13 protein-coding genes and 1 pseudogene are annotated in these 14,973 nt (G+C 51.6%); 8 read left to right on the plus strand and 6 right to left on the minus strand.

The window, feature by feature from the left end; genetic code table 11:
- A pseudogene (locus tag BS639_RS23410) lies at positions 1 to 466 on the plus strand (hypothetical protein); the annotation flags it as partial.
- Between the two features lie 62 nt (positions 467 to 528).
- On the opposite strand, the gene gorA reads toward BS639_RS23410, so the two are convergent.
- Positions 529 to 1,881, minus strand: a complete 1,353-nt coding sequence (gorA, locus tag BS639_RS23415) for a glutathione-disulfide reductase (RefSeq protein WP_084984490.1) — start codon at positions 1,879 to 1,881, stop codon at positions 529 to 531.
- A 283-nt stretch (positions 1,882 to 2,164) separates the two neighbouring features.
- Positions 2,165 to 3,007, minus strand: coding sequence for a 23S rRNA (adenine(2030)-N(6))-methyltransferase RlmJ (locus tag BS639_RS23420; RefSeq protein ID WP_084984491.1), 843 nt, complete (start codon positions 3,005 to 3,007; stop codon positions 2,165 to 2,167).
- 292 nt (positions 3,008 to 3,299) lie between these two features.
- Between BS639_RS23420 and BS639_RS23425 the strand changes: the two genes are divergently transcribed.
- The 3 genes from BS639_RS23425 to rsmJ all read left to right on the plus strand — a co-directional run bounded on the left by BS639_RS23425 (position 3,300) and on the right by rsmJ (position 6,682).
- Positions 3,300 to 3,731, plus strand: coding sequence for a TOBE domain-containing protein (locus BS639_RS23425; RefSeq protein ID WP_055775887.1), 432 nt, complete (start codon positions 3,300 to 3,302; stop codon positions 3,729 to 3,731).
- A gap of 107 nt (positions 3,732 to 3,838) precedes the next feature.
- Positions 3,839 to 5,926, plus strand: coding sequence for an oligopeptidase A (gene prlC / locus BS639_RS23430; RefSeq protein WP_055775890.1), 2,088 nt, complete (start codon positions 3,839 to 3,841; stop codon positions 5,924 to 5,926).
- A gap of 9 nt (positions 5,927 to 5,935) precedes the next feature.
- The gene (gene rsmJ / locus BS639_RS23435; protein ID WP_055775894.1) at positions 5,936 to 6,682 is read left to right on the plus strand and encodes a 16S rRNA (guanine(1516)-N(2))-methyltransferase RsmJ; all 747 of its coding nucleotides are present in this window, start codon (positions 5,936 to 5,938) and stop codon (positions 6,680 to 6,682) included.
- Here the strand turns inward: rsmJ and BS639_RS23440 are convergent.
- Both BS639_RS23440 and uspA read right to left on the minus strand, forming a co-directional pair.
- Positions 6,645 to 7,490 carry a MerR family transcriptional regulator gene (locus BS639_RS23440; protein WP_084984492.1) on the minus strand — a complete coding sequence of 282 codons (846 nt, stop codon included), beginning with the start codon at positions 7,488 to 7,490 and terminating at the stop codon, positions 6,645 to 6,647. The genes rsmJ and BS639_RS23440 overlap by 38 nt on opposite strands.
- A 186-nt stretch (positions 7,491 to 7,676) precedes the next feature.
- The gene (uspA, locus tag BS639_RS23445) at positions 7,677 to 8,120 is read right to left on the minus strand and encodes a universal stress protein UspA (RefSeq protein WP_055775900.1); all 444 of its coding nucleotides are present in this window, start codon (positions 8,118 to 8,120) and stop codon (positions 7,677 to 7,679) included.
- A gap of 455 nt (positions 8,121 to 8,575) precedes the next feature.
- Between uspA and uspB the strand changes: the two genes are divergently transcribed.
- Entirely contained in the window at positions 8,576 to 8,911 is a 336-nt protein-coding gene (gene uspB, locus BS639_RS23450; protein WP_055775904.1) for a universal stress protein UspB, read from the plus strand.
- Positions 8,912 to 9,024: 113 nt separating this feature from the next.
- Here uspB and pitA read toward each other — a convergent pair whose 3' ends face one another.
- Positions 9,025 to 10,524, minus strand: coding sequence for an inorganic phosphate transporter PitA (gene pitA, locus BS639_RS23455; RefSeq protein WP_055775907.1), 1,500 nt, complete (start codon positions 10,522 to 10,524; stop codon positions 9,025 to 9,027).
- A 318-nt stretch (positions 10,525 to 10,842) separates the two neighbouring features.
- On the opposite strand from pitA, the gene BS639_RS23460 reads away from it, so the two are divergent.
- Entirely contained in the window at positions 10,843 to 12,045 is a 1,203-nt protein-coding gene (locus BS639_RS23460) for a BaiN/RdsA family NAD(P)/FAD-dependent oxidoreductase (RefSeq protein ID WP_084984493.1), read from the plus strand.
- Between the two features lie 96 nt (positions 12,046 to 12,141).
- Here the strand turns inward: BS639_RS23460 and BS639_RS23465 are convergent, their stop codons facing one another.
- The gene (locus BS639_RS23465) at positions 12,142 to 13,074 is read right to left on the minus strand and encodes a sugar-binding transcriptional regulator (RefSeq protein WP_082457381.1); all 933 of its coding nucleotides are present in this window, start codon (positions 13,072 to 13,074) and stop codon (positions 12,142 to 12,144) included.
- A gap of 235 nt (positions 13,075 to 13,309) precedes the next feature.
- Here BS639_RS23465 and BS639_RS23470 point away from each other — a divergent pair, with 235 nt between their 5' ends.
- Positions 13,310 to 14,254 carry a tagatose-bisphosphate aldolase gene (locus BS639_RS23470; protein ID WP_084984494.1) on the plus strand — a complete coding sequence of 315 codons (945 nt, stop codon included), beginning with the start codon at positions 13,310 to 13,312 and terminating at the stop codon, positions 14,252 to 14,254.
- On the plus strand, positions 14,247 to 14,825 hold the full coding sequence (locus BS639_RS23475; protein WP_084984495.1) for an AAA family ATPase: 579 nt from the start codon (positions 14,247 to 14,249) through the stop codon (positions 14,823 to 14,825). The genes BS639_RS23470 and BS639_RS23475 overlap by 8 nt, the downstream gene beginning before the upstream one ends.
- Positions 14,826 to 14,973 lie beyond the last annotated feature (148 nt).

Consider the following 14,973-nt stretch of genomic DNA (forward strand, 5'->3'; position numbering starts at 1 on the left):
TAAGAAAATAAATTTAACTAAACACTTTTTTTCACCCGACCATCTTTACAGGCTTAGAGTATTGATGCACGAATTTGTTCATGCAGGCGTTAAGGAGGCTGGGAAACCTACGCCGGACTATTTTTATTTAAGGGAGAGCACGCTAAAAGAAAATGGAATAAATTTAAATCGAGATGAAATGCTATTTATATCTCAGGGGAAGCTTAACATGGAATATTTCATGTCTAAAGATTTTCATCTTCTGAGAGAAAATTTTGCCAAAAAAATGGGGGAAAAATATTGGTTTTCTGCTGCTGTGAAATTCATTAATAACCACGAGTTGCGAAAAGAATTATTATTAAAAAATCCAGACACGCAAACTATGATGATAATGGAGCTGGCCTATAAAATAGAACGTGTTATTGGGAACGATGGAAAGATGAAACTGCCTTGGGGCGAAAACGAAGAGCTGAAAATCTCTCGCTGACGTCGTTAATGGTACAGAGCTGCCCATCAGCATGATACCCATGGGCGCTCTTATTAACCGTATTAACGCATGGTCACAAATTCTTCAGCCGCAGTTGGGTGAATCGCGACGGTATTGTCGAAATCTTTCTTGGTTGCGCCCATTTTAACGGCAACCGCGAAGCCCTGCAGGATTTCGTCCATGCCGAAACCAATGCCGTGAATGCCCACGATTTTCTCTTCTTCGCCTACGCAAACCAGCTTCATGCGGCAAGGCTGGCGATGCTGGGTTACCGCGGTATACATGGCGGTAAAGGAAGATTTGTAAACCTTAACGTTGTCCTTGCCGTATTTCTCTTCGGCTTCTGGCTCGGTGAGGCCCAGTGTACCAATCGGAGGATGGCTAAACACCACGGTTGGGATCAGGTTATAGTCCAGATGCTCGTCCGGCTTGTTGTTAAACAGGCGCTCTGACAGTCGACGACCTGCGGCTACTGCGACCGGCGTCAACTCTACCGCACCGGTGTTATCACCGACCGCATAGATGCCTTTCACACTGGTATTCTGATACTTGTCGACTTCGATGTAGCCTTTATCGTTGGTTTTTACACCCGTCGCTTTCAGGTTGAAGTTGTCAGTTTCTGGCTCACGACCGATGGCCCAAACTAAGCTGTCTACTTCAAACTCTTTGCCGTTTTCCAGTTTCAGGGTCAGGCTGCCGTCGGCATTTTTGACCACTTCTTGAGGAATTGAGTCGGTATGCAGCGCCGGACCTTCGGTGTTCATCACTTCAACCAGCGTCTCGACAATCAGCGGGTCAAAGGTGCGCAGCGGCGCGTGTTTACGCACAAACAGGTGAGTTTCTGCACCCAGGCCGTTCATCACGCCGGCGATTTCTACTGCGATATACCCTGCGCCAACGACGGCAACGCGGCGCGGCATCTCCATCAGATCGAAGAAGCCGTCGGAGTCGATTCCGTATTCCGCACCCGGAATGTCAGGATGGCTCGGACGACCGCCGGTGGCGATCAGGATGTGATCGGCTGTGATCGTTTCGCCATTCACTTCAACGGTGTGCGCATCAACAAAACGGGCAAAGCCGTGGATTACGTCCACTTTGTTTTTACCCAACACATTATCGTAAGAGGTATGAATGCGGTCGATGTAGGCGGTGCGGTTAGCAACCAGCGTTTTCCAGTTGAAGCCGTTTACCTGGGTGTCAAAGCCGTAGTCCGGGCCGTAATTACGGATCGCTTCAGAGATTTGTGCGGCGTGCCACATCACTTTCTTAGGAACACAGCCGACGTTTACACAGGTGCCGCCGAGTGCTTTTGCTTCGATAATGGCACATTTTTGTCCATATGTGGCTGCGCGGTTAATTGATGCGATACCACCGCTGCCGCCGCCAATTGCCAGATAGTCATAATGTTTGGTCATCGAATTTTCCATAAGTTAAGAATGATAAGAAGGCCGGGAGCATAAGTTCCCAAAATCTAATGGCATAGAGTTTAACGCCTGAAACGGCTTTGTCGCAAAGATTGCAGCTATGATTGTAATAGGTTTTGTAGCGCATGCCCTTTATCTTTCGAGCCTCAGCGGCGTTCACTGCCTTTACTCATCCCAGTCACTTACCCATGTAAGCTCCTGGAAATGTGCTCAGTTACCACCTTGCTGCGACTCGAAATCTATGCTGGTCTCATTCAGAGATTTACACCTAGATTTACTCTGGCACGACCCATTTAACCAACTGATGACCGTTACCGTTCGGCACCAACGCCTCAAGCAACCACGGCAGCACGTTTTTCATCTGTTGTTCAAGCTTCCACGGCGGGTTGATAACGATCATGCCGGAGGCGGTCATGCCACGCTGGTCGCTGTCGGGACGCACGCCAAGCTCAATCTGTAGAATACGACGAATACCGGTAGCTTCAAAATCGCGCAGCATACGTTTGATTTGCTGGCGCATAACAACCGGATACCAAATCGCATAGGTGCCGGTAGCAAAACGCTTATAGCCTTCCTGAACGCCTTTTACCACATCTTGATAGTCAGTTTTCAGCTCGTAAGGCGGATCCATCAGAATCAGACCACGGCGTGAAGGCGGCGGGAGTTGGGCTTTTAACTGCTGATAACCGTCGCCACGCAGCACGCGCGCGCGATCGTCTTTCTGAAACTCGTTGCGCAGCAGAGGGAAGTCGCTCGGGTGCAGCTCTGTCAGGTGCAGCTTGTCGTCTTCGCGCAGCAGCTGGCGAGCGATCAGCGGCGAACCTGGGTAGTAGCGCAGGTTTTCGTTACGGTTAAAGTGATTTACCGCAGACATATAAGGCGCCAGCTCGGCCGGTTGGTCATCACGCTGCCAGATACGGGCAATCCCTTCCAGATACTCACCGGTACGCTCGGCGTGTTCACCACTCAGCTGATAGCGTCCCGCACCCGCATGGGTGTCGAGATACAGAAACGGTTTTTCTTTTTCTTTCAGAGATTCGATGATCAAACTCTGAACGGTGTGTTTAAGAACGTCGGCATGGTTGCCTGCATGAAAACTGTGGCGGTAACTCAACATAATGTTTTTACGTTTTCCGAATAATTTATAGTGACAGTAAAATCAGTAGGTTACCGAAAGTTTATACTGTGCAAGAATGCCATGCTTGACGTTTTTTAGCCGCTTTCTACAAAACAGCCGCCGCGACAAGCAGGTAATATCTGACAGTATAAACTGTTTAGGGCATAAAAAGTTACAGGCATTAACTGCCGCCTTTAACTAACGCGAGCGACAGGTTAGACCGGCATGTCGAGGCTTAAGTGATAAATGCATGCTAACTTCTAAGAAGTCACTTTTTTCCAAGGAGAACACGATGTCTGTTTCTGCGCGTAACCAGCTGTCTGGTGTTATTTCCTCGCTTTCTGAAGGCGCGGTGAATGACGAGATTGAAATCAAGCTGGCCAGTGGGGCCAAACTGGTCGCAGTCGTCACGCAGTCGAGTTCGCACACGCTGGGGCTTAAAATAGGTAAAGAGGTCACGGCGCTCATCAAGGCTTCGTGGGTGCTGTTGGCGACGCCAGACAGTGATCTGATTTTCTCGGCCCGCAATCAGTTTACTGGCCAGATTACCGCGCTGGAAAAAGGCGCGATTAATGCCACCGTAGAGATTAAAACGGAAGAGGGGCTTATCTTGACCGCGGTTATCACCAACGACAGCGTAGACGACATGGCGCTGACCAGTGGGTCACCGATTACGGCGCTGGTTAAAGCTTCGAGCGTGATACTGGCAGTGAAGAAATCCTGAGATTATCGACGTGAGACAACCCAGCGCTGCCCTTGAATTTGGCGTTCGGTGTCCTCATGTTAGTTTTTACGCCTTATTGATGATGTTTCTCATACCAGGACTGCCCTATGACCCCATCTACGCAAAACGATTCGTTAGCTAAAAACCCGCTCTTGGAACAGTTCGATTTACCGCCATTTTCTGCGATTCTCCCTGAGCACATTGTGCCCGCGGTGAAGTCCGCCATTGATACCTGTCGCGCAACTATTGAAGAAGTTGTGGCCCAGTCTGGTCCTTACACTTATGAAAAACTGTGCCAGCCTATCGCCGAAAGCGAAGACAAATTCAGCCGTGTCTGGTCACCGATTGGCCATCTTAATTCTGTAAAAAACAGCCCTGAACTGCGTGCTGCCTATGAGCAGTGCCTGCCGATGCTGTCTGAGTTCGCCACCTGGGCGGGCCAAAACGAAGGGCTGTATCAGGCCTATCGCGACCTGAAAGAGGGCGATAATTTTGCCGGTTTGACACTGGAGCAGAAGAAAGCCGTCGACAACGCGCTGCGTGATTTTGAATTGTCAGGCATCGGCCTTTCTGCCCAAAAGCAGAAACGTTACGGTGAAATCACCTCACGTTTGTCTGAACTGGGCTCCACTTACAGCAACAACGTGCTCGACGCCACAATGGGCTGGAGCAAGCTGATTACTGATATCAATGCGTTGAGCGGCCTGCCTGAAAGCGCGCTGGCAGCAGCACAAGCGCTGGCTGAAGCGAAAGAGCAGGAAGGTTGGTTGCTCACGCTGGACGCGCCGAGCTATTTGCCGGTGATGACCTATGCCGACAACGCCGAGCTGCGTGAAGAAATGTATCGCGCCTTCGGTACGCGTGCCTCGGATCAGGGCCCGAATGCCGGTAAGTGGGACAACAGCGAGGTGATGGCCGAAGAGTTGGCACTGCGTCACGAACTGGCTCAGCTGCTGGGCTTTGACTCTTACGCCGACATGTCGCTGGCGACAAAAATGGCGGAAAATCCTCAGCAGGTAATTGGTTTCCTTAATGATTTAGCTAAACGTGCCCGTCCGCAGGGTGAGCAAGAGCTGGCTCAGCTTCGTGCTTTCGCCAAAGAGAATTTTGGTGTTGATGAAATGAACGCCTGGGACTTGCCTTACTTCGCTGAAAAACAGAAACAACATCTGTTTTCTATCAACGACGAGCAGCTGCGACCGTACTTCCCGGAAAATCGCGCGTTGTCTGGCCTGTTTGAGGTGGTCAAACGCATCTATGGCATTACGGCCAAAGAGCGTAAAGACGTGGATACCTGGCACAAAGACGTGCGCTTCTTTGACCTGTTTGACGACAGCGGTGAACTGCGCGGCAGCTTCTATCTGGATCTTTATGCCCGCGAGCACAAGCGCGGCGGTGCGTGGATGAATGACTATGTCGGCAGCCTGCGCCGCAGCGACGGGAAACTACAGCATCCGGTCGCCTACCTCACCTGTAACTTTACGCGTCCAGTGGGCAATAATCCGGCGCTGTTTACCCATAACGAGGTGACCACGCTGTTCCACGAATTTGGCCATGGCCTGCACCACATGCTGACCAAGGTTGAAACCTCAGGCGTTGCCGGTATTAGCGGCGTGCCGTGGGATGCCGTTGAGCTGCCGAGCCAGTTTATGGAAAACTGGTGCTGGGAACCTGAGGCGCTGGCGTTTATCTCTGGTCATCACGAAACCGGCGAGCCGCTACCGCAGGAAATGCTGGAGAAAATGCTGGCCGCTAAAAATTATCAGGCGGCGCTGTTTATTCTGCGTCAGCTGGAGTTCGGCCTGTTCGACTTCCGCATGCATGCCGAGTATGACCCGGCCAAAGGTGCGCGCATTCTTGAGACGCTGGCGGAAATCAAAAAACAGGTTGCCGTAGTGCCTTCTCCAAGCTGGGGCCGTTTCCCGCACGCCTTTAGCCACATTTTTGCGGGCGGTTACGCGGCAGGCTATTACAGCTATCTGTGGGCGGAAGTCCTCTCTGCCGATGCTTATTCACGTTTTGAAGAGGAAGGTATTTTCAATCGTGAAACGGGCCAGTCGTTCTTGGATAACATCCTGACGCGCGGCGGTTCTGAAGAGCCAATGGCGTTGTTTAAACGGTTCCGTGGCCGTGAACCACAGCTGGATGCTATGCTGCGCCATTATGATATCAAAGAGCTGAGCCTTGAAGGATAACAACATCCCGTGAGTGTGTTTTTAGCATGTGAAGAAGGCGCCGATGAAGGCGCCTTATCTATTCTGGCAGAACGCTGGAAACTGGTTTCAGAGCCTGATGCCCTGATGGCGCTAGTGCTGACCCCTGAAAGGCTTGAGTTGCGCAAGCGCGATGAGCCCAAGCTTGGCGCAATTTACGTCGATTTTGTGGGGGGGACGATGGGCCATCGTCGGCGTTTTGGCGGCGGGCGTGGCGAGGCGGTTGCCAAGGCGGTCGGGATCAAAGGCAGTTATCTGCCCGACGTGGTTGATGCGACGGCCGGACTGGGGCGTGACGCCTTTGTGTTGGCGGCACTGGGTTGTCGAGTAAGAATGATTGAACGTAATCCGGTGGTGGCGGCATTGCTCGACGACGGGCTAACGCGTGGCTATCGCGATGCGGAAATCGGCGTTTGGCTACAGCAGCGTCTGACGCTGTTACACGGTTCAAGCCTGACCGCGCTCGATAATATTTCGCCGCGACCGCAGGTGGTGTATTTGGACCCCATGTATCCTCACCGGCAGAAAAGTGCGCTGGTCAAAAAGGAGATGCGGGTATTTCAGGGACTGGTGGGCGCCGATGAAGACGCCGATGGCCTGCTTGAGCCCGCACGTCGTTTGGCCACCAAGCGGATTGTGGTGAAGCGACCGGACTACGCACCGCCGATGGCCGACACCCCAGCTCAGGCGGCCGTGACGACTAAAAGTCACCGTTTTGATATTTATACGCCACTTTAAGGTTCGCGGCTTTGCCGACCAGCATTACCGGCAGGCCCTGATTCAGCCAGCGGTCAAATTTGGCCTGCTGGCGTGAGTCCAGCGTGCTATCTGACCATATCATGTAATGTTCAACCTTAAACGCCGACAGATCGGGGTCATTCACCTCAAGGCTTATTAACTCGACGTTTAACCCTTCACCCGCCAGTTTGAGCGCCTCAAGCCACAACTCTAGAGGATCGTCTATTTGCATCGGCAGCAGTAAAACCTGCGTCTCGGGATGGCTGCGTGAGGTGCGCATCACATAAGTCGCATATTCAATAATAATGCTGTCCAGCAGACCTTTTTGCTGACCCAGCAAGCCTTGGTTGCTGGTTGCCAAAAATTCTCTTATCGGCCGCAGCACCTTATTTACCAGGCAATGTAGTGGATATTCGCGGCCAAATCGCCAGAGAATACGGCGCAGCTTCGGCAATTTTCCCTCGCCCAGGCACTCTAAAATTGCGGCCTGCAAACCGCGCCAACTGCTGTTTCGGCGCTGAATTTTTCCTTCAATGTCAGGGCGCACGTCGGGCTCGTTAAGATACGGAGGGATCAGTGCGATCGGCACTCCGGCGGTGACCTTTTTCAGGATCGCATGCAGGCGGGTGAGATCGCTTTCGCTGTACCAGCAGCTCCCTTTCTCATCGCGCTCAGGGTTGATCAGGCCATAGCGCTGCCACACACGCAGCGTTGCGGGCAATACGCCGCAGTACTGGGCTGCAGTTTCAATACTGTAGTGGCAGGGAAGCGGCGGCGATCGGTCTTTCAGGCAAGAATGGATGTCCATAGGCTAACAAAATCCATTTGTTCACAAATGAACCTCTAGCTATAAGTGAAACAAAGCACTTTGTATAGTTAGATTTAAGTTAATGCAAATTTAATAAAGGGAAATTTGAGCTAAATCATTATATCGTGAAATGCGTTATGCCGGGGTACAGAGCTGCACCCCGGGAAAACTGCCTAGACGGCGTTCTTATTCTGCCGCGTCTTCAGGGTCGCGCAGGGGAACGATAAGCATATCAATGTGAACGGTATTAATCAGTTGGCGAGCCGAGGACATCAGCTTGCTCCAGAAGTCCTGATGGTGGCCGCACAGCACCAGATCTACATCATATTTTTTAATTGCATCAACCAACACCTGCGCCAGGTCGCCGCTGCCGCTAAGCGTTTCAGCGATAGGGTAGCCCGCATTTTGAGACAGTTCGCTCAGAGCATGGTGGGTTTCTTCGGAAATACGTTTTTGCATATCGCCAAGGTTAACGTCAATCAGGCCGGTGTAGAGGTCCGAGTAATTCACATCAACGTGGATAAGAGACACTTTGGCGTTGTACGGACGGGCAAGAGAAACTGCTTTCTCAACCAGCACTTTGCTTTCTGGAGAAAGGTCAACCGCAATCAAAATGTGTTTATAAGCCATAAGAAACTCCTTCCATAAGTCATTTAACGTTAATTCGGATTATCTGAGTGTCGTCCTGTCACTGCTGCGTAAGCGGAGGGTCGCCTAAGCTAATCGTTGCATAAACAACAGGCTGAAAACTTATCATACCTCAAGTATAGCGCTAAAACGCGAGATGCAGTGGCATCATTGGTCGGCATCAATGATACGTATCACATTGTTCATAAGGGCGCTGTGCCAGAATAATTGCTTATTTGCTCCCCGATTTATATTTCATTTCCTACACTCAATAATAGGCGCGAGAATGACACGTCGTCTCTTCACGAAAGTGAAGCCCACGCTGAAGGTGCTAGCCTGGAAAGGATCTGGGGGGCGGGCAGAAAATTGCCCAGGGGATTAAGTCATAAGAAGAGAGTGAGGGCGGGAAACATGCGGCAGTCTGCCGATGCGTTTCGATGTCGCCTTAAGGGGGAATCATGGTAAGTCCCGTTGCGCTATTTTGGGCTTTATGTGTGGTTTGTGTCGTAAATATGCTGCGTTACTACTCTTCTCTGCGCGCACTGCTGGTGGTCCTGAGAGGATGCGATCCGCTTCTTTATCAATACGTTGACGGCGGTGGGTTTTTTACAGCACACGGACAGCCGAGTAAGCAGATTAGATTGGTGCGTTATATCTATGCTCAGCGGTATGTTGATCATCACGACCCTGAGTTTATTCGCCGTTGTGAAAGGGTGCGCGGTCAGTTTGTACTGACGACCGCACTTTGTGGGTTAATTCTTATCAGTATGTTGGCGATGCTGATTTGGTATTGAATCCCATTGAAATAGGGGCCGATGAAAGAGAGTAAAACGACAGTGAGTATTGATATCAAAGTAAAAAAAAGGCGATGCATTCTCATGCACCGCCTTTTTTACGCATAAACCGATTAGATCAGTTTTAGCGCCAGCCAGTAGAGTATGCCAGAAAGTAATATTGAGACGGGCAGAGTGAGTAACCACGCCAGTGCAATATTCTTGATGGTTTTACTCTGCACGCCACCGCCGTCAACAATCATGGTACCCGCCACCGCGGAGGACAGTACGTGAGTCGTCGAAACCGGCATACCGGTGTAACTTGCCACGCCAATCGATACGGCTGCGGTAACCTGTGCAGAAAGGCCCTGCGCATAGGTCATGCCTTTTTTACCAATCTTCTCACCAATGGTGGTCGCCACGCGCTTCCAACCCACCATCGTCCCCAGCGCGAGCGCCAGAGCCACGGCGACAATGATCCAGATTGGCGCGTACTCAACGGTCTGAAGCAAATCGCTGTGCAAGTCGTTAAGGAAACGCTTATCGGCAGAGCTGGTTTCTTCCAGTTTAGCCGTTTTATCTGCGGTATCTGCCACGCACATTAGCAGGCGACGCATATGGCTACGCTGCTCCGGCGCCAGGTCACTGTAGCTTTGTAAATTAGCCAACATTGCCTGAGATCGGGTTATCGCTTCCATTGCCTGCGAGTTGTTGCAGTGGAACTCCACCGGTGCGTTATTGCTGACATCGCTCGGTGCGGGCACCAGCGGCGTTAGCGCAACCACGTGCGGCAATGCATCACTATGTTGGCGATAGTACTGCTCAAGATGGTTTACGGCGTCACGGGTACGGGTAATGTCGTAACCGGTCGCATTCATGTTCAGTACAAATCCCGCAGGCGCTACGCCAATCAGCACCAGCATGATCAGGCCAATGCCTTTCTGCCCATCATTCGCACCGTGGGAAAAACTGACCCCAATGGCTGAAAGGATCAGAGCAATACGCGTCCAGAATGGCGGCTTTTTCTTACCATCCTGCTTCTCGCGTTCTGCCGGCGTTAGGTGAATTCGCAACCGTTTTTTATTCCCGCTCCAGTAGCGGCGCAGCACAAATATCATGGTCCCAGCAATAATCATCCCTACCAGCGGTGAGATGATTAACGACAGGAAAATGCCGATCATTTTGGGAATGTTTAAGGCATCCACTATCGAGCTGTGGGTCATTAACGCGTTGGTTAATCCTACGCCGATAATGGCACCGATGAGCGTGTGGGAGCTGGAGGCCGGAAGGCCGAAATACCAGGTTCCCAGATTCCAGATAATCGCCGCCAATAGCATTGAAAACACCATAGCGAGACCATGCGCAGAACCCACGTTCAACAGCAAGTCGGTTGGCAACAGGTGAACGATGGCATAGGCCACGCTCAAGCCGCCAAGCATGACGCCGAGAAAGTTGAATACGCCAGCCATCACAACGGCAAGTTGTGAACGCATAGCGCGCGTATAAATAACAGTCGCGACTGCGTTAGCCGTATCGTGAAAGCCGTTAATGGCTTCGTAGAACAGCACAAACAGTAGTGCGAGAATCAGTAACAGGCCGGTATGGAAATCCAACCCAGCGAATAAATGCAGCATAATTGTTACGCCAGTTTGTGGACATGAACGCCGCGCATTATCTGCGAGAACAGGGGGGGGGGAAAAGGAAAATATGACATTTTTTTGACTAAACGTAGGTAAAAAATCAGCCGTGCGCAAAGGGAATCTTTTAAATTCATTGATTTAAAAGGAGTTTTGCCTGTGAAACATTTCGTTACCCACGCTGATTATTCTGCGGTTATCTGGCGTATCTTGGCTACAGCGCTTACAATCGGGCGCGCAAGAAGCTGAATTGCACGCTTTTTGTTCGCCAACCAAGGTTTTTTCAACCAAAAAGCATCATGCAGAGAGGTTTTTGTGGAACAGTACGACGTTGTAGTCATTGGTGCCGGTGCGGCAGGAATGTTTTGTGCTGCAGAGGCGGGCCAGGGAGGCTGCAAAGTACTGTTGCTTGATAATGGCAAAAAACTGGGCCGCAAAATCCTGATGTCCGGCGGTGGCCGCTGTAATTTCACCAATCTTTATGCCGAACCTGCGGCCTATCTATCCGAAAACCCGCATTTTTGTAAATCAGCACTGGCGCGCTACACCCAGTGGGATTTTATCGACCTGGTTACCCGTTACGGTATTGCCTGGCATGAAAAAACGCTGGGCCAGCTGTTTTGCGACGACTCTGCTCAGCAAATTGTGTCAATGCTGGAGCAGGAGTGCCAAAAGGGTCAGGTCACGGTTCGCCTGCGCAGTGAAATCAGCGCGGTGGAAAAAACCGAACGGGGCTTCAACATTACGCTAAACGGTCAAGATGTGAGCACTCACTCACTTGTCGTGGCCAGCGGCGGACTTTCAATGCCAGGTCTTGGCGCCTCACCGTTTGGCTATCGGCTTGCCGAGCAGTTTGGCCTTAAAATCCTGCCAACCCGCGCCGGATTGGTGCCTTTTACCCTGCATAAGCCCCTGTTAGACCATTTGCAGACGCTTTCAGGGGTCTCGGTGCCGTCGGTGCTCACTGCCAAAGACGGCACTGTGTTTCGTGAGAGCATCCTTTTTACCCATCGCGGGCTCTCCGGACCGGCGGTTTTGCAGCTTTCCAGCTATTGGCAACCCGGTGAGTTTGTAAGCGTTAACTTACTTCCTAGCTTAGACCTGGCGGGGTTTTTAAACCAGCAGCGTCAAGAACATCCTAACCAAAGTTTGAAAAACACCCTGTCTTTACATTTGCCCAAGCGGTTGGTGGAGTGTTTACAGACGCTGGAACAAATTCCCGACGTCACGCTCAAGCAGCTCAACCCTGCGCAGCAGTCCGCGTTGGTTGAACAACTGCAAAACTGGCAGGTTCAACCGAACGGTACTGAGGGTTATCGCACCGCCGAAGTCACGCTGGGCGGCGTAGACACGCGGGCGCTGTCGTCTAAAACCATGGTCGCCAACGCTGTGCCCGGCCTGTATTTTATCGGTGAAGTGGTCGACGTCACCGGCTGGCTCGGCGGCTACAACTTCCAGTGGGCCTGGAGCTCCGCTTGGGCCTGCGCGCAGGACTTGATCAAGATGAGTAGGGCGTAATTCAGCCCTACTGGCGTCTACAGCAGCATTTTGCCTGTCAGTGTAACGAGGGCTTGATCTTCCATTTCAGGCGCAAGATTATGGTTTTTATCGTGTTTAGCTTATCGGCAGGCGGTCCAAAATGGCCTGCGCGGTATTCACGTCGGTCACCAGCGAATTAATCATTCCTGAACGAACGGCGCCGATAATGGCAGCCGCTTTCTCCGGCGTCGCGGCTACGCCAATGGTCAGCGGCGTGCGCCGCAGTTGCTCAACGGATGCAGCAATCATGCGCTCTTCCCCCTCCCAATGCAGAATTTCACCGGCTTCGGTGATGTAATGACGTAGCACGTCGCCGGTGGCGTGGCTCAGCGCCTGCTCGCCCGGCGTGGCGGTGCTGCTCTCGCTCGGTTTTGGCTCGTGCGTCAGACCCACGCCCACAATCGCCACGTCCAGCCGGTCCCAGAGAGAAATAATTTCCTGCACGCTGCGGTCACGCAAAAAAGCTTCCCGCAGCTCCGGCGACGAAATGTAGGGCGCATGCAGGAAGTACGGTGTGCCTTCCATCTGTTCGGCCGCGCGGCGGACAAACTCGGTAATTTGAAAATGCGGTGCTGCCTGCTGCATGCCGCCGTTCAACGCGACGGTCAACACGCCCGGCAGTCGCGGCAGGCCTGCCAGCGTCACCTCTCTAACTGCACGCCCCCAGCCAATACCGAGTACCGAGCCAGCGCTTAATCCTGCCTGTGAAAGAAGCGATGCCAGCGGCGTGCGCAGCGCGTCCAAAACGTTGTTCGGCGGGGCGTCAACGACATAGGCATGCTTAAGGCCAAGGCGCTGAACCAGATCGGCGGTCATGTTTTCGGGTGAGGATAACCCGATGACTTCTATACGAACTATGCCTGCTGCGCGAGCTTTGTTAAGCAGTCGGGAGATGGTCGCGGTTGAGACATCCAGCTTGCGTGCAATCTCGACTTGCGACATATCGGACTCGTAGTGAAGCTTCGCGACCATATGCATTAATGTGCGCGTTGCTGCAATATCTTGCAAAATTGGCTCTTTCAGCTTGAAATTCCTTTCAGTAATGAATTACACTCAGTGTGTTGGTTGAGGAATTATTGCTCAATAGCGGTGAGAAAGCAATGTTCCCCTCAGGGCTTAAACCCTTTGAAACCGGCATTGTCCATGATTTTTCGGCCTCCCTTGTGAGCAGGGGAAACGACAGAGCGTCCAGTGTAATCGAGATTTTTTAATCTGTAATAAATTTCACGCAAAGGAGAGTTCCATGTCAAAGTTGTCAACGTCTGAATTACGCGGCTATCAGCAAATCTGTGGTAAAAACGGTGCCATGCTGGTGATTGCCTGCGACCAACGCGGCGGTATGCGTACGCTACTTGCCAGTGACCCACAACAGCAGGCGTCTATTTCCGAGCAGCAGCTTGGGCTGATCAAAGCCGATATCACCCAGTATCTTGCGAGTAAAGCGTCCTGCGTATTGGTGGATCCGGTTTGTGCGGTGCCGCAGTTGGTTGATGATGGCATTATTTCACGCGATACCGCGTTGCTGATCGGGCTGGATGCCTCGGGTTGGGACAATACGCCGGAAGGTTATCGCCTCTCTCGTTTGGCGAAAGGCGTTGATGCCCGCCGCGTGCGTGAGTTGGGCGCGACCGGCGGCAAAATAATGGTTTATTTACGCTCTGACCAGCCAGAAGCCAATAAGCACAATATTGAGATCCTGCATAAATGCATTAAGGACTTCAGCAATGAAGACCTGCTGCTGGTGGTCGAGTTTCTGACCTATAAGCTTGATAGCGAAACCGACGAAGAATATAAGGCTAAAGTGCCCGAGTTGATTTATGGCGGTACGCAAATTTGTCTCGATGCCGGTTCCAAAGTGCTGAAGCTGCCTTATCCTGGGTCAAAACAGGCCTGTGCGGCAATCACCAAGCTTGCCGGAGACGTGCCTTGGGCTGTACTGTCGGCAGGGGTGGATCATGAAACCTTCCTCAAACAGGTTGAAGATGCGATGAGTACCGGTGCGTCAGGCGTGATTGCGGGTCGTTCGCTGTGGAAAGACTGTATTTCTCTGGATCACAACACCACCAAAAGTAAGCTCGAAACCGTCGCGGTTCCTCGTCTGAAAGAGCTTCAGGCGGTGATTCAGCAATATTATAAAGCGGTCCAAAAGGGTAAAAGTGCATCAACCGAACAGGTGGAACATGTCTGATAACAGAGAAGTTTTTAACGCTGAGGCGCTGGCCGAACCGGGTAAACGGGTCATTCTGGTCAACGGGATCCCTGCTTCGGGTAAAAGCAGTCTCGCCGTTGAACTCTCTGTAAAGACCGGTTGGTTGCAGCTGTCGCTTGATGGCATAAAAAATCCTTTCCTTCAGCGCATTGAAGGGGTCGACAGGGCATTTAACCGTCGGCTGGGTCAAGCCAGTTATCAGGTTATCTGGTCAATTGTGGCGGATGCGCCGCAGGGCAGTACCTTTATTGTCGATGCCTGGTTCGGTTTTCAGCCAAAAGAGGTGCTGGTTGACTATCTCACTCAAGCGGGCGTGACCGACGTGTTGGAAATATGGTGTCAGATTTCGTCCCACACTGCCGGAGCAAGATACGAAGCGCGATTAGGTGAGCGAGTCGCGGGCCATCTGGGGGCCGAATATATACCCGAGCTAAAAATATTGGCCGAGAAAGCTCAGCCCATGGAATTGGGACCGGTATATTATTCCGACCAAGAAAAACCTGTGGATATTGATGCTATTAAACAGTGGGTAAATTCTACATTTAAATAGCGGAAGGCGACGGCTTAAAAAGACTGCCAATCATATAATATACATTTAAAAATGTTACCTGACATGAAACTCGGTACGCATCGAGATACCTTATCATTAATTTAGGATAAAGTTACTTATTATTATTTTCAATGAATGACAAATAGGC

Source organism: Rouxiella silvae (assembly GCF_002093625.1).
GTDB lineage: Bacteria > Pseudomonadota > Gammaproteobacteria > Enterobacterales > Enterobacteriaceae > Rouxiella > Rouxiella silvae.

Coding starts and splice junctions, on each gene's coding strand:
- BS639_RS23420 (WP_084984491.1), bottom strand. CDS start 3,007: ATGTTGAGTTACCGCCACAGTTTTCATGCAGGCAACCATGCCGACGTT.
- BS639_RS23475 (WP_084984495.1), top strand. CDS start 14,247: ATGTCTGATAACAGAGAAGTTTTTAACGCTGAGGCGCTGGCCGAACCG.
- uspB (WP_055775904.1), top strand. CDS start 8,576: ATGGTAAGTCCCGTTGCGCTATTTTGGGCTTTATGTGTGGTTTGTGTC.
- gorA (WP_084984490.1), bottom strand. CDS start 1,881: ATGACCAAACATTATGACTATCTGGCAATTGGCGGCGGCAGCGGTGGT.
- BS639_RS23440 (WP_084984492.1), bottom strand. CDS start 7,490: ATGGACATCCATTCTTGCCTGAAAGACCGATCGCCGCCGCTTCCCTGC.
- BS639_RS23425 (WP_055775887.1), top strand. CDS start 3,300: ATGTCTGTTTCTGCGCGTAACCAGCTGTCTGGTGTTATTTCCTCGCTT.
- prlC (WP_055775890.1), top strand. CDS start 3,839: ATGACCCCATCTACGCAAAACGATTCGTTAGCTAAAAACCCGCTCTTG.
- pitA (WP_055775907.1), bottom strand. CDS start 10,524: ATGCTGCATTTATTCGCTGGGTTGGATTTCCATACCGGCCTGTTACTG.
- uspA (WP_055775900.1), bottom strand. CDS start 8,120: ATGGCTTATAAACACATTTTGATTGCGGTTGACCTTTCTCCAGAAAGC.
- BS639_RS23470 (WP_084984494.1), top strand. CDS start 13,310: ATGTCAAAGTTGTCAACGTCTGAATTACGCGGCTATCAGCAAATCTGT.